At 47.5% G+C, this 19058-nt stretch carries 20 protein-coding genes; 16 read left to right on the forward strand and 4 right to left on the reverse strand.

Annotated elements, in window-relative coordinates; translation table 11 throughout:
- From ACLTL4_RS02875 to glgA, 14 genes are all read left to right on the forward strand, one after another.
- Positions 1–1219: peptide chain release factor 3 (locus ACLTL4_RS02875; RefSeq protein WP_412320210.1), on the forward strand; the 1219-nt coding region annotated here is incomplete at its 5' end.
- Positions 1220–1296: 77 nt separating this feature from the next.
- A complete protein-coding gene (locus tag ACLTL4_RS02880; protein WP_022119914.1) occupies positions 1297–1680 on the forward strand; it encodes an Asp23/Gls24 family envelope stress response protein in 384 nt (127 codons plus the stop codon).
- A 102-nt stretch (positions 1681–1782) separates the two neighbouring features.
- Positions 1783–2178, forward strand: coding sequence for a transcription antitermination factor NusB (gene nusB / locus ACLTL4_RS02885; protein ID WP_147631790.1), 396 nt, complete (start codon positions 1783–1785; stop codon positions 2176–2178).
- A gap of 38 nt (positions 2179–2216) precedes the next feature.
- Complete coding sequence (gene xseA, locus ACLTL4_RS02890; RefSeq protein WP_412291009.1) at positions 2217–3503, forward strand: exodeoxyribonuclease VII large subunit; 1287 nt, start codon at positions 2217–2219, stop codon at positions 3501–3503.
- A 2-nt stretch (positions 3504–3505) separates the two neighbouring features.
- Positions 3506–3742, forward strand: coding sequence for an exodeoxyribonuclease VII small subunit (gene xseB / locus ACLTL4_RS02895; RefSeq protein WP_022119917.1), 237 nt, complete (start codon positions 3506–3508; stop codon positions 3740–3742).
- Positions 3732–4619, forward strand: coding sequence for a polyprenyl synthetase family protein (locus ACLTL4_RS02900; protein WP_022119918.1), 888 nt, complete (start codon positions 3732–3734; stop codon positions 4617–4619). Before xseB ends, ACLTL4_RS02900 begins: the two co-directional genes overlap by 11 nt.
- A 13-nt stretch (positions 4620–4632) precedes the next feature.
- Positions 4633–6498 (forward strand): 1-deoxy-D-xylulose-5-phosphate synthase, encoded by a 1866-nt coding sequence (dxs, locus tag ACLTL4_RS02905; RefSeq protein ID WP_412291008.1) that lies wholly within the window; start codon positions 4633–4635, stop codon positions 6496–6498.
- Positions 6499–6523: 25 nt separating this feature from the next.
- Entirely contained in the window at positions 6524–7333 is an 810-nt protein-coding gene (locus tag ACLTL4_RS02910) for a TlyA family RNA methyltransferase (RefSeq protein WP_022119920.1), read from the forward strand.
- A gap of 13 nt (positions 7334–7346) precedes the next feature.
- Entirely contained in the window at positions 7347–8210 is an 864-nt protein-coding gene (locus ACLTL4_RS02915) for an NAD(+)/NADH kinase (protein ID WP_022119921.1), read from the forward strand.
- Between the two features lie 13 nt (positions 8211–8223).
- Complete coding sequence (argR, locus tag ACLTL4_RS02920) at positions 8224–8694, forward strand: arginine repressor (RefSeq protein WP_022119922.1); 471 nt, start codon at positions 8224–8226, stop codon at positions 8692–8694.
- Between the two features lie 18 nt (positions 8695–8712).
- On the forward strand, positions 8713–10407 hold the full coding sequence (gene recN / locus ACLTL4_RS02925) for a DNA repair protein RecN (RefSeq protein WP_412291005.1): 1695 nt from the start codon (positions 8713–8715) through the stop codon (positions 10405–10407).
- A gap of 75 nt (positions 10408–10482) precedes the next feature.
- A complete protein-coding gene (gene spoIVB / locus ACLTL4_RS02930; RefSeq protein ID WP_412291003.1) occupies positions 10483–11721 on the forward strand; it encodes a SpoIVB peptidase in 1239 nt (412 codons plus the stop codon).
- A 184-nt stretch (positions 11722–11905) separates the two neighbouring features.
- Positions 11906–12703 (forward strand): sporulation transcription factor Spo0A, encoded by a 798-nt coding sequence (gene spo0A / locus ACLTL4_RS02935; RefSeq protein WP_022119925.1) that lies wholly within the window; start codon positions 11906–11908, stop codon positions 12701–12703.
- Between the two features lie 137 nt (positions 12704–12840).
- Entirely contained in the window at positions 12841–14286 is a 1446-nt protein-coding gene (gene glgA / locus ACLTL4_RS02940; protein ID WP_412291001.1) for a glycogen synthase GlgA, read from the forward strand.
- Between the two features lie 107 nt (positions 14287–14393).
- Here the strand turns inward: glgA and ACLTL4_RS02945 are convergent, their stop codons facing one another.
- The 4 genes from ACLTL4_RS02945 to ACLTL4_RS02960 all read right to left on the reverse strand — a co-directional run bounded on the left by ACLTL4_RS02945 (position 14394) and on the right by ACLTL4_RS02960 (position 17143).
- Entirely contained in the window at positions 14394–15098 is a 705-nt protein-coding gene (locus ACLTL4_RS02945) for an N-acetylmuramoyl-L-alanine amidase family protein (RefSeq protein WP_412291000.1), read from the reverse strand.
- 161 nt (positions 15099–15259) lie between these two features.
- Positions 15260–15511, reverse strand: a complete 252-nt coding sequence (locus ACLTL4_RS02950) for a spore coat protein (protein WP_022119928.1) — start codon at positions 15509–15511, stop codon at positions 15260–15262.
- A gap of 16 nt (positions 15512–15527) precedes the next feature.
- The gene (locus ACLTL4_RS02955) at positions 15528–15713 is read right to left on the reverse strand and encodes a hypothetical protein (RefSeq protein WP_022119929.1); all 186 of its coding nucleotides are present in this window, start codon (positions 15711–15713) and stop codon (positions 15528–15530) included.
- Between the two features lie 119 nt (positions 15714–15832).
- Complete coding sequence (locus ACLTL4_RS02960) at positions 15833–17143, reverse strand: oligosaccharide flippase family protein (RefSeq protein WP_412320211.1); 1311 nt, start codon at positions 17141–17143, stop codon at positions 15833–15835.
- Positions 17144–17316: 173 nt separating this feature from the next.
- On the opposite strand from ACLTL4_RS02960, the gene ACLTL4_RS02965 reads away from it, so the two are divergent.
- Both ACLTL4_RS02965 and nifS read left to right on the forward strand, forming a co-directional pair.
- On the forward strand, positions 17317–17814 hold the full coding sequence (locus ACLTL4_RS02965; RefSeq protein ID WP_147631797.1) for an RrF2 family transcriptional regulator: 498 nt from the start codon (positions 17317–17319) through the stop codon (positions 17812–17814).
- Positions 17815–17846: 32 nt separating this feature from the next.
- Positions 17847–19031 (forward strand): cysteine desulfurase NifS, encoded by a 1185-nt coding sequence (nifS, locus tag ACLTL4_RS02970; RefSeq protein ID WP_022119932.1) that lies wholly within the window; start codon positions 17847–17849, stop codon positions 19029–19031.
- Positions 19032–19058 lie beyond the last annotated feature (27 nt).

The raw sequence follows: 19058 nt of genomic DNA on the forward strand, positions 1-19058 counted from the left end.
GTTTAAAGTCTGTGTGATGCGTCATATTCCTATTTTTACTTTTATCAATAAAATGGACCGTGATGCCAATGATACCTTCGATCTGCTCGATGACATCGAAAAGGAGCTTGGCATTGCGACCTGCCCGATCAACTGGCCGATCGGTTCCGGAAAGAATTTCAAAGGTGTCTATGAGCGTGGAAGCCAGAAGATCACCGTCTTTACCGATACAGAGAAGGGTACCAAAGAGGGTGAGACAAGAGAGATCCCGCTGGATTCTCCGGAGATCGATGAGATCGTGACAAGTGATCAGAAAGCACAGCTGCTTGAAGAAATCGAGCTTCTGGACGGTGCGAGTGCAGAATTTGACCAGGATCTGGTCAGCAAAGGAGAACTCTCCCCGGTATTTTTCGGTTCTGCCCTGACGAACTTCGGAGTGGAGATTTTCCTGAAGCATTTCCTGAATATGACAACTTCACCGCTTCCGAGAACGGCAGATATCGGCGTGGTCGATCCGATCAAAGAAGATTTTTCTGCTTTTGTATTTAAGATCCAGGCAAATATGAACAAGGCTCACCGTGATCGTATCGCGTTTATGCGAATCTGTTCCGGAGAATTTGATGCCGGTATGGAAGTTTACCATGTGCAGGGAAACCGTAAGCAGCGTCTTTCCCAGCCGCAGCAGATGATGGCACAGGAGCGTCATATCGTGGACAAGGCCTATGCAGGTGACATCATCGGTGTGTTTGATCCGGGCATCTTTTCCATCGGAGATACGATCTGTATGCCGGGCAAAAAATTTGCCTACGAGGGCATTCCGACGTTTGCACCGGAGCATTTTGCGAGAGTGCGTCAGGTCGATACGATGAAGAGAAAACAGTTCGTCAAAGGGATCACGCAGATCGCACAGGAAGGAGCGATCCAGATCTTCCAGGAGTACAATACCGGTATGGAAGAGATCATCGTCGGCGTTGTCGGCGTGCTGCAGTTTGAGGTGCTGAAGTACCGCCTGGAGAATGAATACAACGTGGAGATCCGTATGGAAACCCTTCCGTATGAGTACATCCGCTGGATCGAGAACAAGGATATCGACCTCAACAAGCTGGTTGGAACATCCGATATGAAGAAGATCAAAGACTTAAAGGGCAATCCGCTGCTTCTGTGGGTAAATTCCTGGAGCATCGGAATGACACTGGATCGAAACGAAGGTCTGGTGCTGACCGAGTTTGGAAGAAACTAAAAAAGCTTTTCAAAATACCTTTCGGGTGTTATAATAGCGATAGATGCAAAGAATTCTAAGACAGGAGGGTTTACATCATGGAAAAAGATGAAAATCAGACCGGATATACACTGGAAAACGGAAACATGGGACAGGTTCAGATCGCAGATGAAGTTGTGGCGATCATCGCAGGGCTGGCTGCCACAGAAGTAGAGGGCGTTGCCAGCATGGCAGGCAATATCACAAACGAACTGGTCAGCAAACTGGGCAAGAAGAGCCTGTCAAAAGGGATCCGTGTAAAGGTAGAAGACGGTATTGTAAATGTAAATGTGGCACTCAACATTGCATATGGATACAGCGTACCGAAGACCTGCAAAAAGGTTCAGGAAAAGGTAAAAGCAGCGATCGAGAATATGACCGGTCTTGAAGTAGAGAAGGTTGATATCCAGATTGCAAATGTAAGCATATCAAAAGAAAAATAAAACAGCTTAAAAGCAGCGTAAAAGTCCGTTCCCAAGGCGTACTTAAACTCCGGATGGTGATCGGATTTTTTACGTTTTCTTTTAAAGACAGCGGAGGAAAAAGTGACTAGACGAGAGGAACGAGAACATATTTTTAAATTACTCTTTCTGACAGAGTTCTATAAGGAAGAGGAGCTTGAGCAGCAGGAAATGATGTATTACGAAGGGATTTCCGATGCAAAACAGGAAGACCTTACTTATATCAGAAAAAAATATGAGAAGATCAAAGAAAATCTGGAACAGATTGACGGGCAGATCAATGAAGCGGCAAAGGGCTGGAGAACAGACCGTATGGGGAAAGTAGAGCTTACTCTGCTGCGTCTTGCAGTCTATGAGATGAAGTATGATGACGATATCCCACAGGGAGTTGCGATCAACGAAGCAGTTGAGCTTGCCAAAATTTTCGGAGGTGATACCTCTTCTGCATTTATTAACGGCGTTCTGGCTAAACTGGTATAAAGAGCCCTTGACTGCCGGATGACAAAAGAGGTGGGTGCGTGCAGAATGTCTATACTGTGAGACAGGTAAATGCCTACATCAAGTCCATGTTTACACAGGATGTGGTGCTGCGGAGCATTTACATGAAAGGAGAAGTCTCAAACTGTAAATATCATACATCGGGACACATCTATTTTTCGTTGAAAGATGAGAGCGGAACGATTTCCTGTGTCATGTTTGCCAGTGCCAGAAAGGGACTGGCTTTTGGCATGAAAAACGGTCAGCAGGTTCTTGTGCTTGGCAACATCAGTGTTTATGAAAGAGACGGCACATATCAGCTCTATGCATCCAGGATTCTGTTAGACGGTGCCGGACTTCTCTATGAGAAGTTTGAGGCACTGAAAGCAGAATTAGAAGAGATGGGGATGTTTGATCCCGTTTATAAGAAACCGATTCCGCCCTTTGTGAAGAAACTGGGAGTTGTGACAGCACCGACCGGTGCCGCTGTGCGGGATATCATTCAGATTTCCAGAAGACGCAATCCGGGTATTCAGATCATCCTCTATCCGGCACTGGTGCAGGGCGAAGGTGCCGCAGAAAGTGTGGCAAAAGGCATTGCCATGCTGGATGCGTATGGTGTTGATGTGATTATCGCCGGGCGTGGCGGTGGCTCGATCGAGGATCTCTGGGCATTTAATGAAGAAGAAACGGCAAGAGTGATCTTTTCCTGCAATACCCCGGTGATCTCAGCGGTAGGTCATGAGACGGACACTACAATCGCAGATTATGTGGCAGATTTGCGTGCTCCGACGCCATCGGCGGCAGCTGAGCTTGCAGTTGCGGATATTTCAGCCCTCCAGGGCGAGTTATACCGCCAGAAGAGCCGGCTCTTTGAGGCTGTAACCAGAAAAGTGCAGGATAAAAGGGATGAGCTGGCAAGAAGAGAGAAAATCCTCTCCCTTTTAGGACCGCAGGAGAAGCTTCAGGATCAGAAAATGCGTCTTGCAAGGGCACAGGAAGATCTGGCGGAGGCCATGCAGCAGAAGCTTGCGTTGTCCAGACAGGAGATGGAGTATGACAGGCAGCGTCTGCAGGTGCTGATGCGGGAAAAATACAGGGACAGCAGGCACCGGATGCAGATTTATATCGAAAAGTTAAAGGGACTGTCTCCGCTTGAAAAGCTGGGGCAGGGCTATTGTTATACTGCGGACGTACACGGCAGGAAGATCACACAGACCGGGCAGGTCAAAAAGGGGGACACGATCTGTGTGTATGTATCGGACGGACGGCTGCAGGCGAAGGTAACGGATATTCAGAAAGACAAGCAGGATGCAGGTGAGGTGTAAAGATGGCAAAACAGACAGAAAGTACAGAAAAGAAAGAAAAAGAACGGACACTGGAAGAAGCATTTCTGCGTCTGGATGAGATCATCCAGAAACTGGAGAAGAAAGATACAACACTGGAGGATTCTTTTCTGGGATATCAGGAAGGCATAGAGCTTATAAAGTTCTGCAATCAGCAGATTGATACCGTAGAAAAGAAAATTCTTGTTTTGAATGAAGAGGGAGAAGCAGATGAATTTTAATCTGGAGATGGAAAAACGCCAGGAAAAGATCACCGGGATTCTGGAATACTATCTTCCGAAAGAAGAAGGATTTCAGAAAACGGTTCTTGAGGCGATGAATTACAGTATGCGTGCGGGAGGCAAACGCCTCCGGCCGCTTCTGATGCTGGAGACTTACCGGATGTTTGGCGGAGAAGGGCAGATCATCGAGCCTTTTATGGCAGCGATGGAGATGATACATACCCACTCACTGATCCACGATGATCTCCCGGCACTGGATAACGACGAGTACCGCAGAGGCCGCAGGACAACGCACATTGTATATGGGGAAGCGATGGCAATCCTGGCAGGCGATGCACTGCTCAATTATGCCTATGAGACGGCAGTGCGTGCCTTTGAGATCGAACCGGGCAATCCGGCGATCGGGAAAGCACTGCAGATTCTGACGAAAAAGACAGGGATTTACGGGATGCTTGGCGGTCAGTGCGTGGATGTGGAAGCTGCAGGCAGAGAGATTTCCAGAGAGAAACTGGATTTTATTTACCGTCTGAAAACAAGTGCTCTGATCGAAGCGTCCATGATGGTCGGTGCGGCACTGGCCGGGGCATCGGAGGCAGAAATAAAAGTGATCGAAGATTCTGCAAGAGATATCGGGCTGGCATTTCAGATCCGGGATGACATTTTAGATGTCACAAGCACGACGGACGAGCTTGGCAAGCCGGTATTCAGCGATGAGAAAAATGACAAGACTACTTACGTGACGATCGAAGGGATCGAAAAAGCAAAGAGCGATGTGGAAGAGATTTCAAAACGTGCAGTTTCTGCCTTACAGTCGCTTGGCCGAAAAAATGATTTTCTGGAAGAGCTGGTGCTGATGCTGGTCAACCGGAAAAAATAAGGAGCGATTGACTATGGTATTAGAGAAGATAAATCATCCGAATGATATCAAAAATCTGAAAAAGGAAGAGCTGCCACTGCTTGCAGATGAGATCCGGGAGTTCCTGATCCGCACGATCAGTGAGAGCGGAGGACATCTGGCATCGAACCTTGGTGTGGTGGAACTTACCATGGCGATGCATCTGGTGTTTGATCTTCCGAAAGATAAGATGATATGGGATGTCGGACACCAGGCTTACACACATAAACTGCTGACTGGCCGCAGAGAGAATTTTGCAAATCTGCGTAAATTCGGGGGGATGAGCGGTTTCCCGAAACGCTGTGAGAGCAGCTGTGACAGTTTTGATACAGGACACAGCTCCACCTCCATATCGGCAGGGCTTGGTTATGTGGCGGCAAGAGATCTGCAGGGAGAAGATTATTCCGTGATCTCGGTGATCGGAGATGGATCTCTGACCGGCGGCATGGCATACGAGGCGATGAACAATGCTGCCAGGCTGAAAAGCAATTTTATCATTGTATTAAATGACAACAATATGTCGATTTCGGAGAACGTCGGCGGAATGTCGGACTATCTCGGCAAACTTCGCACAAACGATGCCTATCAGGAATTAAAACAGGGCGTTTCGGATACATTAAAAAAAATCCCGGTTTACGGCGACCGCGTGGTCCGCAGGATCAAAAAGACAAAAAGCGGGATCAAACAGCTGTTTATTCCGGGGATGTGGTTTGAAGAGATGGGGCTGACTTACTTAGGGCCGATCGATGGACACGATATCGGCAGACTGATGCGTGCTTTCAAGGAGGCACGCAAGGTGAACGGACCGGTGCTTCTTCATATACTGACGCAGAAAGGCAGAGGATATGTACCGGCGGAACGTCATCCGGCGAGATTCCATGGGGCAGAGCCGTTTGACATTGCCACCGGACTTCCGCTCCATAAGCGGACAAAAGCCAACTATACGGATGTGTTTGCGACCGTTATGCGAAAAATGGGGGAGAGGCAGGAGAATCTTGTGGCAATCACGGCAGCAATGCCGGACGGAACCGGACTGAAACGGTTTAAAAATGTCTTTCCGGAGCGTTTCTTTGATGTGGGGATCGCAGAACAGCATGCAGTGACCTTTGCGGCCGGTCTGGCAGCGGGCGGCATGATCCCGGTCGTGGCGGTGTATTCATCCTTTTTACAGCGTGCTTTTGACCAGATCGTGCACGATGTCTGTATCCAGAACCTGCATGTGATCTTTGCAGTTGACCGTGCAGGTCTGGTTGGCAGTGACGGAGAGACGCATCAGGGGATTTTTGATCTCTCCTATTTATCTCTGATCCCGAATATGTGCGTGATGGCACCAAAAAACAAATGGGAGCTGTCCGATATGTTGAAATTTGCAATTTCCTCTGACGGTCCGATCGCCCTGCGTTATCCAAGGGGCGAAGCCTATGACGGGCTTTCTGAGCATCGTGCCAAGATCGTATACGGCAAAAGCGAATTGCTCTATGATGAAGAATGCATTGCCCTGATCGCAGTCGGCAGCATGGTAAAGACAGCACATGAAGTGCGTCAGAATCTGAAACGCAAAGGTTTTGAGTGTACTCTGATCAACGCACGGTTTGTAAAACCGCTTGACGAGGAGCGTTTGCTTGCACTGACGAAAGAGCATAAGCTGATCGTGACACTGGAAGAGAATGTCCTGGAAGGTGGATTCGGCGAGCATGTATCAGAATTTTACGAGGAGATTGGAAGCGATGTGCAGGTGATGAACATTGCCCTGCCGGATGCTTATATCGAGCATGGAAACGTAGAAATCCTTAAAAAAGAATGCGGTATTGATGCAGAAACGATAGAAAAGAAAATAATTGCGGCAGCCATGGGACTTTAAAAGCGGCTGCAAAAAAGGAGCATAGATGAAAGAAAGACTGGATGTGCTGCTTGTCCAGAGAGGGCATGCGGCTTCAAGAGAGAAAGCAAAAGCGGTGATCATGGCAGGCTGTGTCTATGTCAATGGACAGAAAGAAGACAAGGCCGGATCGATGTTTGACTGTGCGGCAGAGATTGAAGTGCGTGGAAATACACTGCGTTATGTCAGCCGTGGCGGTCTGAAACTGGAAAAAGCCATGAAAAATTTCGGCGTGGAACTGGAAGGAAAGGTCTGCATGGATGTCGGTGCATCGACAGGCGGATTTACGGACTGTATGCTTCAGAACGGAGCGGTAAAAGTCTACTCTGTGGATGTCGGACATGGACAGCTGGACTGGAAACTTCGCAACGATGAGCGTGTGGTCTGCATGGAAAAGACCAACATCCGCTATGTGACACCGGAAGATATCGAAGAGCCGGTTGATTTTTCATCGATCGATGTGTCTTTTATTTCTCTGACCAAGGTACTGCTTCCGGTCCGGAATCTTTTAAGCCAGGATGGGCAGATCGTCTGTCTGATCAAACCACAGTTTGAGGCAGGCAGAGAAAAAGTCGGCAAAAAAGGCGTGGTGCGTGATCCGGCCGTTCACAAAGAAGTGATCGAAAAAGTCATTGTTTTTGCAAAAGAGCAGTATCTGCAGCCGCTGGCACTTGATTTTTCACCGATCAAAGGACCGGAAGGAAACATTGAGTATCTGCTCTATCTGCAGAAAAAGCCGGAAGGGACCGAGATGACAGACGGTGACATGGATGTGGATGCAGTCGTTGGACAGGCACACGGAACGCTTGATAAATAAGGCTGGATAAAGAATGGACAGATTTTATGTAATATCAAACAGTATGAAAGATCCGGAAGGAAAGATCGCAAAAGAGATCAAAGCCTATCTGAATTTCAGAGGAAAACAGTGCATCATACAGGAACGCCAGGGAAAAGAAAGCTTGCGTTCTTATAAATATACGAATGCGAATCTGATCCCGGATGACACCGAATGTATTCTGGTGGTTGGCGGGGACGGCACGCTTTTACAGGCGGCCAGAGACATGATCGAGCGGAATATCCCGCTTCTCGGAGTGAATAAGGGGACACTCGGCTATCTGGCAGAGGTGGACGGTGACAATATGGAAGAGGCACTGGACCGGCTGATCGATGACAACGTGGTGATCGAAGACCGGATGATGCTCGAAGGCTGTGCCTACAGCCACAAGAAAAAGCTGCTGCAGGATTTTGCACTCAATGATATCGTGATCGCAAGAAGCGGAAGGCTTCAGATCATTGACTTTAATATTTATGTCAATGGCGAGTTTTTACGTTCTTACAGTGCGGACGGCATCATCATCTCTACGCCGACCGGATCAACCGGATACAGCCTCTCGGCAGGTGGACCGATCGTTTCCCCGGAGGCTTCTCTGATCCTGCTTACGCCAATCGCACCGCACACGCTTAATACACGAAGCATCGTGCTTCCGGCAGATGCGGAGATCACGGTGGAGCTGCTGCACGGACATACCGCGGGCTGGGATGAGGCAGCCGCATCGTTTGACGGAGATACCTGTGTCAAACTGGGAATCGGTGACTGTATCCGCATTTACCGTTCCAGCCGTATGACACGACTGATAAAGATAAACAACATCAGTTTTCTTGAAGTCCTGAGAAACAAGATGAATGACCAGTAGGAGGAAATGAAGGGTGAAGATCAACAGACACGCAAAGATCCTGGATCTGATCAGCAGAGATGACATAGAGACACAGGAAGAGCTGGCAGAAAAGCTCAACGCAGAGGGCTTTCCGGTGACGCAGGCAACCGTTTCCCGTGATATCCGGGAAATGAAGCTGACAAAAGTAACCAACGACAGAGGCCGCCAGGTTTACAAAGTGATGCAGGGTACCGAGACGGGCATGAATGAAAAATATCTCCGTATCCTGCGGGATGGCTTTGTGGCGATGGATATGGCACAGAATATACTGGTCGTAAAGACGGTGGCAGGTATGGCGATGGCAGTGGCAGCGGCACTTGATGCCATGAAATGGCCGGAGATCGCAGGCTGTATCGCAGGGGACGATACAATCATGTGTGCTGTCCGCAGCGTAGATGAGACACTGATCGTCATGGATAAGATAAAAAAGATCATTGCAGCCGGTACGCCGCTGCATAATTAAAAGAAATGGGAGTGTAATATGCTGGCAAATATTCATGTGAAGAACATGGCACTGATCAAAGAGGCAGATATCAGTCTCGGAAAGGGACTGAATATCTTAAGCGGTGAGACAGGAGCGGGAAAATCCATTCTGCTCGGCTCGATCGCCGTTGCCCTTGGTTTGCAGAATTTTAAGGGGTTTGCAAGGGAAGATGCAGATTATGCACTTTCGGAGCTTGTTTTTGTGATTGAAAATGAAGAACAGCGACAGGCACTTCTGGAACTGGAGATCCCGGTGGAAGATGGTGAGGTGATCATCAGCCGGCGGCTGTCAAAGGGGCGGACGACCAGCAAGATCAATGGAGAGACTGTTCCGGTTTCCATGGTCAGAAAAGCCGGTACACTGCTGATCGACATCCATGGTCAGCATGAGAATCAGTCTCTTTTACATATTCGCAAACATCTGGAACTACTCGACGATTTTGCAGGAGAAAAGCTGGCTCTGGCAAAAGAAAAATATAAAGCCCGCTATCAGGAATACGGCGAACTGAAAAAGGAGCTGGATCAGGCACAGCTGGACAATGCCACCAGAGCAAAAGAGATGGATTTTTTAAGCTTTGAGATTGGTGAGATCGAAGAAGCTGCCCTGCAAAAAGGGGAAGATGAGGCACTGGAGGACGATTATAAGAGACTGGCAAACGGAAAAGAGATCCTGGAATCGGTCCTGGAGGCACATCAGCTCTGTGCATCCGACGGAGCATCGGAAGCGATCGGGCGTGCTCTTCGAAGCCTTGCATCCGTGTCAGAGTACGATTCGGATCTGAAGGCACTTTATGACCAGCTGATGGATGTGGACAGCCTTTTGAATGATTTTAACCGGGAGATCTCCGGATATGCAGATGAGCTGGATGTCGATGAAGAAACGCTGAAAAAGACAGAGGAGCGGCTTGATCTGATCAACCATCTGAAGACGAAATACGGGGATACGATCGAGAAGATCCAGGCATACTGTGAAGAAAAGAAGCAGCGTTTTGCAGTACTTGAAAACTACGAAGGATACCTGGCGGAGCAAAAAAGCCGTTTTGCCGCCTGCAAAAAACAGCTGCAAAAAGAAGCAGAAAACCTCACTGTCATCCGAAAGGAAGCGGCACAGCGTTTTACAGAACAGGTGAAGCAGGCTCTGATGGATCTGAATTTTCTGGATGTACAGTTTGAACTCGATTTCCGTCTGCTGGAAGATTATATGCTATCCGGGCAGGACGAAGTGTGTTTTATGATTTCCACCAATCCGGGTCAGCCGCTGCGTCCGGTGCAGGATACGGCATCCGGAGGTGAGCTTTCCAGGATCATGCTGGCGGTCAAATCCGTGATGGCAGACCAGGAGAAGGTTGAGACGCTGATCTTTGATGAGATCGACAGCGGTATCAGCGGACGCACTGCACAGATGGTATCCGAAAAGCTGGCACTGATTGCCGGAAACCATCAGGTGATCTGTATCACGCATCTGGCACAGATCGCAGCGATGGCAGATGTGCATTTTATGATCGAAAAGAAGGTTATCGAAAACGAGACCCAGACCTCGATCCGGCAGCTGGATGAGAAAGAGAGTATCGACGAACTGGCAAGGATCCTCGGCGGAGCAAAGATCACGCAGATGGTGCTTGACAGTGCAAAAGAGATGCGTCAGCTGGCAAAAAATGCCAGAGGACACGGATTCCAGAATGAGCCAGAGTAAAAGAATCTGAGTTTCACATACTAGAACCAAATCAAAAATCAGCCGCAGAGGCAGGGAAAGATGAGGTGACCGTGTGTGAAAAAGAAAAAAATAACAGAAAGAACAAGGGCAATCTATCGCACGCTGGCGATGTTTTTGCTGTTGTTCTTTTTTCTTGTGACGGGCGGATTCTGGTATCTGAAAAGCAGCATCCCAGATCAGCTGAATGTGGCATCTTATGAGGATGTCGATACGATAAAGCTCCCTTTTCAAAGTATGGTAAAAGATGAGGTTGTCTATGCATCCGTTTCTGCGGAAAATACAAAAATCCCGGAAGAAAAGATCAAGATCCAGTGTTCTTTTCTGGGATTCGTTCCGCTCAAAACGGTTGAAATACAGCAAAAAGAGCTGCCGCAGGTACTCCCGGGCGGCAATACGATCGGTATTTTTATGAAAACAAAAGGGATTTTGGTTGTCGGGACCGGGAGCGTGACAGATGCAGATGGCATAGAAAGAGAACCTTCCCTTGGAATACTGAAATCGGGGGATTATATCGTAAAAGCAGATGGAAAAAAAATTTCCACAAAAGAAGAAATTCTGGAAATCGTCGAAAAAAGTCAGGGAAAAAAGATCAGACTCACTGTTATAAGAAATGGATTCAAAAAAGAATGTCAGATTCTGCCGGTTCGCATGCAGGATGGCAGCTGCAAACTGGGTGTGTGGGTGCGGGATGACACACAGGGACTTGGCACGATGACCTATGTGGACGGGCAGAAACAGTATGGAGCATTAGGACACGGGATCAGTGATGTGGACACTGGGCTTCTGATGCAGATCCGAGACGGAAAACTGTACCGGGCAAGCGTGGGAGCAGTAAAGAAAGGAGAAAAAGGCAATCCGGGCGAACTCTCCGGGACGATCTATTACCGGGATGACCAGATTCTCGGGACGATCACCTCCAATTCCGAGACCGGGATCAAAGGAATGTTATATGCCATGCCGCAGGAACTGTCCGGCCATTCGTTTGTACAGACAGCGTACCGCCAGGAAGTGCATACGGGAAATGCTTCGATCTACTGCTCGATTGACGGCAGCGTAAAAGAATATACGGTAGAGATAGAAAAAATCAACCTGAGTCACCGCGATATAAACAAAAGCATGGTGATCCGGGTGAAGGATCAGGATCTTCTTGAAAAGACCGGCGGCATCGTCCAGGGCATGAGCGGAAGTCCAATCCTTCAGGACGGAAAGCTGATCGGAGCAGTCACCCATGTCTTTGTGGCAGATCCATCCCGTGGCTATGCAATTTTTGCAGAAAATATGCTGGAGAAGTAAGCGGGGAGGTATGCATCCGGTTTTCGCCCATATACGACAGAAAGGTTGTTCTTTTAAGCTTAATGGAAGGCAGTTTGTCGAAAAAAGGGAGAAAAATGCGACAGGAACTGCTTGCGTCCACCAAAAGTTCTGCTTATAATACAAGTAGTTTTTGGCATATTTGTAACTAAATGGAGGTGCTTTTATGGATAAGCTGAATATAGCGATTGCAGATGACAACGCGAAGGTTTTACAGCTTCTGGATAAAATCGTGAGCAGTGATGAAGAACTGAATGTAGTCGGAAAAGCAGGAAATGGCGAAGATCTGTATGATATTATCAAAAAGCAGGAGCCGGATGTCGTACTTCTGGATCTGGTCATGCCCAAAGTCGATGGGCTGACTGTCATGGAGCGGGTGAACAAAGATCAGGAAATCCGCAAACATCCGGCATTCATCGTCATTACAGCCGTCGGCCAGGAGAAGATCACGGAAGATGCATTTGACCTCGGAGCAGATTACTATATTCTGAAACCATTTGACAATGAGATGGTTATCAACCGAATCAAGCACACAAGAGTAAAGAAAGACCGTAATTTCGCAAAAGTACAGAAGGTAAATGCCTACGAGAGCAAGAAAGAATACATGGAACGCAACCTGGAGACGGATGTGACCAACATCATCCATGAAATCGGCGTACCGGCACATATCAAAGGTTATCAGTATCTGCGTGATTCGATCATCATGTCGGTGAGTGATATGGAAATGCTCAATTCCATCACAAAGATCCTCTATCCGACGATCGCAAAAAAACACCAGACCACGCCAAGCCGTGTGGAGCGGGCGATCCGTCATGCGATCGAGGTAGCGTGGAGCAGAGGTAAGATGGATACGATCGAAGAATTATTTGGTTATACGGTCAGCAACGGCAAAGGCAAGCCGACCAACTCGGAGTTTATTGCTCTGATCGCGGATAAGATCCGCCTGGAATACAAGAATCGATGAAAACACAGATGGAAGAAATGGAAGCTTTATCAGAGAAAAAATATAAAAATTGTGCAAAATATACAGATAACACTTTTCAATAGAGAAAAAATGCGTTATAATGAAAAAAAAGCGGTACCGATTAGGAGGAAAAGTTTATGAAAAATGTGTTATTTGTAGCATCAGAATGTGTACCTTTTATTAAGACAGGCGGACTGGCAGATGTAGTGGGATCGCTGCCGAAATGTTTTAATAAAGACGAGTTTGACGTACGCGTGATCATACCGAAGTATATGTGTATGAAAGAGGAATATAAAAATCAGTTAGAGTACATAACGCATTTCTATATGGATCTGTCCTGGCGAAGCCAGTATGTAGGTGTGCTTCATATGATGTATGAGGGCATCCATTATTATTTCATTGATAATGAATACTACCTGGCAGGACCAAGACCATATGGAAATATTTACGAGGATATCGAGAAGTTTGCCTTTTTCTCAAAGGCAGCACTCTCAGCACTGCCGCTGATCGGATTTAAACCGGATATCGTACACTGCCACGACTGGCAGACCGGTTTGATCCCGGTATTTCTGAAGGACAAGTTCCACGAGGGCGAGTTCTTCTGCAACATGAAATCGATCATGACGATCCACAACCTGAAATTCCAGGGTGTGTGGGATATGAAGACCGTAAAGGATATCACCGGACTTCCATCCTACTATTTTACACCGGACAAACTGGAAGCTTACGGCGATGCCAATTACCTGAAAGGCGGACTGGTTTACGCAGATGCGATCACGACCGTCAGCCGTACCTATGCAGAGGAGATCAAGACACCGTTCTACGGCGAGCATCTTGACGGACTGCTCAATGCAAGGGCACATGACCTGCGTGGTATTGTAAACGGCATTGATTACGATGAATACAATCCGGAGACGGATAGATATATAGTAAAAAATTATAACGCAAAGAATTTCCGCAAAGAAAAAGTAAAGAATAAGAGAGCACTTCAGGAAGAGCTTGGTCTGGAAAAAGACGACAAGAAGTTTATGATTGGTATCGTATCACGACTGACAGACCAGAAAGGATTCGACCTGATCGCCTATATGATGGATGAGATGTGCCAGCAGGATGTCCAGTTTGTGATCCTTGGAACCGGCGAAGAGAAATATGAGAATATGTTCCGCCATTTCGCATGGAAATATCAGGGCAAAGTATCTGCGAACATCTTCTATTCTGAAGCAATGTCTCATAAGATATATGCATCTTGCGATGCATTCCTGATGCCGTCCCTGTTTGAGCCGTGCGGCCTCAGCCAGCTGATGAGTCTTCGTTACGGCACACTGCCAATCGTGCGTGAGACAGGCGGTCTGAAAGACACTGTGATTCCGTACAATGAGTATGAGGGAACCGGAACGGGATTCAGCTTTGCAAATTATAATGCACATGAGATGTTCAACACACTGAAGTATGCACAGTACATTTATTATGAGAAAAAGCGTGAGTGGAACAAGATGGTAGACCGTGCAATGGCAGCTGATTTCTCCTGGGCAAATTCCGCAAAACAGTACGAAGAGATGTACAACTGGATGCTTGGATGCTGAACAAAAAGGATGTAAGAGATTGGAAAACGATCTTAAGAATCAAATAAAAGAAAAGCTTCTTCGAAACGAAATAAATCGAAGAAGCTTTTTTATGCCTTTCTTCTGTTTTAATCAGAGAGGTGCCTTTTGGAATGTTTCTTTTTTGGAATCAGTTTGGACCTTGTCTTGGAACGTTTTACAAATCTTCCGTCCGCGCCATAGCGGTAATAATATTTGCCGATCTTTACGATCTTATTTTTGACCATATGGCCGCTCTTATCGACGTAATACTCGCCAAGCTGGGCATTTGTTGCCATGTATCCGGTCGAATAAAAGTAGTACCAGTATCCTTTGATGCTCTGCCAGGTTTTTGCAGAGTAGGTGCCATCCACATTCCGGTATTTTGTGCCCTGAGCGGTCTTGATAAATTTCGCTTTGTATTTTTTGCCGACTGCCACGCGGGAACCGTTTTTGTTGACATAGACATTGTGGTTGTCCACCCAGCGGCTTCTGGCCATCTTGCCATTTTTCATCAGATATTTGTTACCGATCCACTGGCTTGTCAGCATGGCACCGCTCTCCGAGAAGAAGTAGCGATCGCCTTTTAAATCCAGCCATCCGGTGTGGACCGTTCCGTCGGCATCAAAATAGTAAGTATAGCCTTTGATCTTGCGAAACACAGAAGTAAGATAGGTGCCGTCTTTTGTCTTGTAACGCAGTGTATTTTCCTCTGCATTGTAGTCCCAGTCGGCGTGGACGGTGTATGACGGAATCAGCAGAGCCGCACAGAGGACCGGGATGATGCAGGTATGTTTTAAACTGTGAAGTTTCAAAAAAAACCCCTCCTTGTAAAATTCAGAAATTTTTTCAGCCGAAGAAGACTCCCACTTCCTGACTGCAACAGGTTATTACTACAACAGTATCCCATAGAATCCGAATTCTGACAAGGAAGAGTTTTTAAAATTAAGAAAAACTTATGACAGACGCATGTTTCCTAACCCTGGGAAAGGACGGAGCGAACGTGCTGGATTTCTTCGGCGGTCGCCTTTGCGGCCGGTACATAGTACTGTTTGCTGCGGGCAAGCTGATAGATCTCTTCCTGAGAAGTTTCACACTGGTTGCGGAACTGCTTTAAAACCTGTTTCAGCTGCATATTTTCGGTCTGTGGGATCATTTCGCCATAGCGGACCAGTTCTCCGTTGATGCCGGCTAATGTGTCGGCTACCATTGTCTTTTCATCTAACATCTTTTCTTACCTCCTGTTACTGCAGAAATGTCATCAGCTGCTGTTTGCACTGCATCGCGGACTGTGCAGATTTCTGGAAAAACTGTTTCACAGCCGGATCGCCTGCTTCCTGTGCGTAGGCGGTCATTTTGCAGTGTGTGGTGTCAAACCCGCCGATTAGATGGCGGAGGTTCTGCAGGTCAAGTTCCGATAATTCGTTCATTTCGATTCCTCCTTGGATGGGTCGCATTTCAAATGCAGATGTTTTTGTGCCTCGGAAGTTAGTATGTTCGGGAAATGTTTTTTTATACAAAAAGCAGACTACAGAAACCTGGCAGCATTTCAGGATAAACTGCGGTTCAGGCAGAAAAGCAACAGCAGGCTGTGCAGAAGCTGTGAAAAAAGCAGTCCGAGCAGATAGCCTTTGATACCGGAAAAAGGAATGACAAACCAGACGAATAAAAATCTTATAAAAAGTGCAGCCATATTTGACAGGAAGACAAGAAAGGTCTTTCCAAGTCCGTTTAAAATACTGGCAAGCGTTGTGCCAAGATAGAGGAACGGACAGAGCCAGGAGAGGATCTGGATGTAAGTTCCGGCCTCGTTGCTGTCAAAAAGCAGGATTCCGCACAGATTTCCAAAGACCAGAAAGAAAATGGTACAGAGGATGCCAAGCAGCAGGCAGCTCTGGACGGTGCGGACAGAAAGTCTTGCGATCGCTTTGCGGTCTTTTCCAGCCTGTGATTCGGAGACAGCCGGCAGCAGCATAACAGAGAGGGCGTTTGTGACTGCCGAAGGAAAAAAAACAAGCGGCAGAGCCATTCCGGTCAGTGTTCCGTAAGAAGAAAGTGCTGCAGATTTTGCAAGGCCAAAAGCCTGCAGTCGCAGCGGGATACAGATGGATTCAGCACTTTGCAGAAGACTTAAACAGACACGGTTTGTACTTAAGGGCAGCGAAAAAGTAAGGATTTCCCGGATACTGTGTGCGGAAAACGGACATGCTTTTTCGAAAGAAGACGGATGGTGGAGCAGAAACCGGGTTCCGGTATACAGAACCACGATGATCTCCGAGGTCAGCATAGCATACATGGCAAGTACAGGGGTTACCTGGATTCCTTTTTCCACCATGATCTGCCAGAACAGGAACGAAGAGGCAACGCGGGCGGTCTGTTCGACCAGCTGGGAGATGGCAGGGACGGCGGCTTTTTTCAGCCCGGTATAATATCCGATGATGCAGGCATGCACACCGGCAAAAGGCAGTGTAAAGCTTAAAATTTTCAGAAGGGAGCTGCAGCGTGCCTCATGCAGCAGAGAGACGGCAATAAAATTCGCATTCTGATAAAGAAAAAAAGAAGCAATCCCGGAAAACAGGACAGAGAGCATCATACCGCAAAGAAGGATGTCTCTGGCTCCTTTTTTGTCGTTCGATGCAAGCCTTGCAGAGACAAAGCGGGAAATGGCAGTCTGGATTCCGGATGAGGTCAGGGAAAACAGCAGGGTCTGGACCGGAAAAAGAAGAAGATAGATGCCGATTCCTTCCGCACCGATTGTCTTGGATAAGAATATTCTATAGAAGAAACCGATGATGCGGCTGACCATACCGGCACAGGTCAGGATGGCGGTGCTTTTCAGGAGCGGATGTTTCTGGATCATAAGCACAAAATTCCATTTTTTCTTATATATATTCGGAGGAAGTACTTGACAGAACGGAAATGCGGTGCTATATTCGAAGCAAATCCCAGCGAAACACTCGGAATTAATCCAGAAAATGGCGCCGCGATCAGAAGAATTTCGGATTCCGGCATGAAACAATATGGGAGGGCAGCATGAAATTATCTACAAAAGGAAGATATGGACTGCGGGCGATGGTTGACCTGGCGGTATATAGTGAGAAAGAATCTGTATCCATCAGCTGCATTGCACAGCGTGAGAACATATCTGAGAGCTATCTGGAACAGCTTGCGGGAAAATTAAAAAAAGCAGGGTTGATCAAGAGCACGAGAGGTGCTCAGGGCGGTTACCGTCTGGCGAAACCTGCGGCCGAGATTTCGGTCGGAGATATACTGCGGGCTCTGGAAGGAGAGCTTGGAGCGGTGGACTGTCAGGGACTGAAGCCTGAGGGCGGATGTGAAAGTTCTGATTTCTGCGTGACGAAACTGGTCTGGCAGAGGATCAACGACAGCATTGCGAAAGCAGTAGATGAGATTACGCTTGAGGAGCTGATGGCAGAAGCAAAGAAAAGCCAGGAGCGGAAACGAGAGATGGAGCAGTCCGGTCAGTATATAAATTCGCAGGATAAAGCAGACACAAAGAGAAAGTGTTGAGATTGTGCCGCAGGCGGCATCAGGAGGTAAATATGAAGAAATTGATCTATTTGGACAATGCAGCAACAACAAAGACTTCAGAAGAGGTAGTAGCAGCTATGCTGCCGTACTTTACAGAATACTACGGAAACCCGTCCAGTGTTTACGAGTTTGCAAGCGAGAGCAAAAAAGCAGTTTCAAATGCAAGAAGAACGATCGCGGAGACTCTGGGAGCACAGGAAAATGAGATTTATTTCACAGCCGGTGGTTCCGAGGCAGATAACTGGGCACTGAAAGCAACGGCAGAAGCTTATCAGAGCAAAGGAAAACACATCATCACGACCAAGATCGAGCATCATGCGATCCTGCATACCGCAGAATATCTGGAAAAACGTGGTTTTGAGATCACTTACATCGGTGTGGATGAAAACGGTGTCGTAAAAGTGGATGAACTGGAAAAAGCAATCCGTCCGGATACGATCCTGATCTCCGTTATGTTTGCAAACAATGAGATCGGAACCATTCAGCCGATCAAAGAGATCGGTGAGATCGCAAAGAAACACGGCGTTCTGTTCCATACCGATGCGGTTCAGGCATACGGTCAGCTGCCGATCAATGTTGACGAGCTTCACATCGATATGTTAAGTTCCAGCGGACACAAACTGAACGGTCCGAAGGGAATCGGTTTCCTTTACATCCGCAAAGGCGTTAAGATCCGTTCTTTCGTACACGGCGGAGCACAGGAGCGTAAACGTCGTGCCGGTACGGAAAATGTTCCGGGTATTGTGGGGTACGGCAAGGCAGCAGAAATCGCAGCAAAGACCATGAAAGAGCGTACCGCAAAAGAGATCGAACTGAGAGATCATCTGATCGACCGTGTTTTGGCGGAAGTTCCTTATACCAGATTGAACGGACACAGAACCAACCGTCTGCCGAACAATGCAAACTTCAGTTTTCAGTTTGTAGAAGGTGAGTCCCTTCTGATCCTGCTGGACAACAACGGTATCTGTGCTTCCAGCGGATCTGCCTGTACATCCGGTTCTCTGGATCCGTCCCATGTACTGCTGGCGATCGGCCTGCCACACGAGATCGCACACGGTTCCCTGCGTCTGACACTGTCCGCAGAGACTACCATGGAGGACATTGATTTCGTTGTAGACTGTATCAAACAGATTATCGAAAGACTGCGAAGCATGTCTCCACTCTACGAAGATTTCGTGAAAAAGAATCAGAAATAATCTGGCAGTAAAAGACAGGATCAGATT

Source organism: Hominisplanchenecus sp., assembly GCF_046967715.1.
GTDB lineage: Bacteria > Bacillota > Clostridia > Lachnospirales > Lachnospiraceae > Hominisplanchenecus > Hominisplanchenecus faecis.

Coding starts and splice junctions, on each gene's coding strand:
- ACLTL4_RS02880 (WP_022119914.1), top strand. CDS start 1,297: ATGGAAAAAGATGAAAATCAGACCGGATATACACTGGAAAACGGAAAC.
- xseB (WP_022119917.1), top strand. CDS start 3,506: ATGGCAAAACAGACAGAAAGTACAGAAAAGAAAGAAAAAGAACGGACA.
- ACLTL4_RS02900 (WP_022119918.1), top strand. CDS start 3,732: ATGAATTTTAATCTGGAGATGGAAAAACGCCAGGAAAAGATCACCGGG.
- dxs (WP_412291008.1), top strand. CDS start 4,633: ATGGTATTAGAGAAGATAAATCATCCGAATGATATCAAAAATCTGAAA.
- ACLTL4_RS02910 (WP_022119920.1), top strand. CDS start 6,524: ATGAAAGAAAGACTGGATGTGCTGCTTGTCCAGAGAGGGCATGCGGCT.
- ACLTL4_RS02915 (WP_022119921.1), top strand. CDS start 7,347: ATGGACAGATTTTATGTAATATCAAACAGTATGAAAGATCCGGAAGGA.
- recN (WP_412291005.1), top strand. CDS start 8,713: ATGCTGGCAAATATTCATGTGAAGAACATGGCACTGATCAAAGAGGCA.
- spo0A (WP_022119925.1), top strand. CDS start 11,906: ATGGATAAGCTGAATATAGCGATTGCAGATGACAACGCGAAGGTTTTA.
- glgA (WP_412291001.1), top strand. CDS start 12,841: ATGAAAAATGTGTTATTTGTAGCATCAGAATGTGTACCTTTTATTAAG.
- ACLTL4_RS02950 (WP_022119928.1), bottom strand. CDS start 15,511: ATGTTAGATGAAAAGACAATGGTAGCCGACACATTAGCCGGCATCAAC.
- ACLTL4_RS02955 (WP_022119929.1), bottom strand. CDS start 15,713: ATGAACGAATTATCGGAACTTGACCTGCAGAACCTCCGCCATCTAATC.
- ACLTL4_RS02960 (WP_412320211.1), bottom strand. CDS start 17,143: ATGATCCAGAAACATCCGCTCCTGAAAAGCACCGCCATCCTGACCTGT.
- ACLTL4_RS02965 (WP_147631797.1), top strand. CDS start 17,317: ATGAAATTATCTACAAAAGGAAGATATGGACTGCGGGCGATGGTTGAC.
- nifS (WP_022119932.1), top strand. CDS start 17,847: ATGAAGAAATTGATCTATTTGGACAATGCAGCAACAACAAAGACTTCA.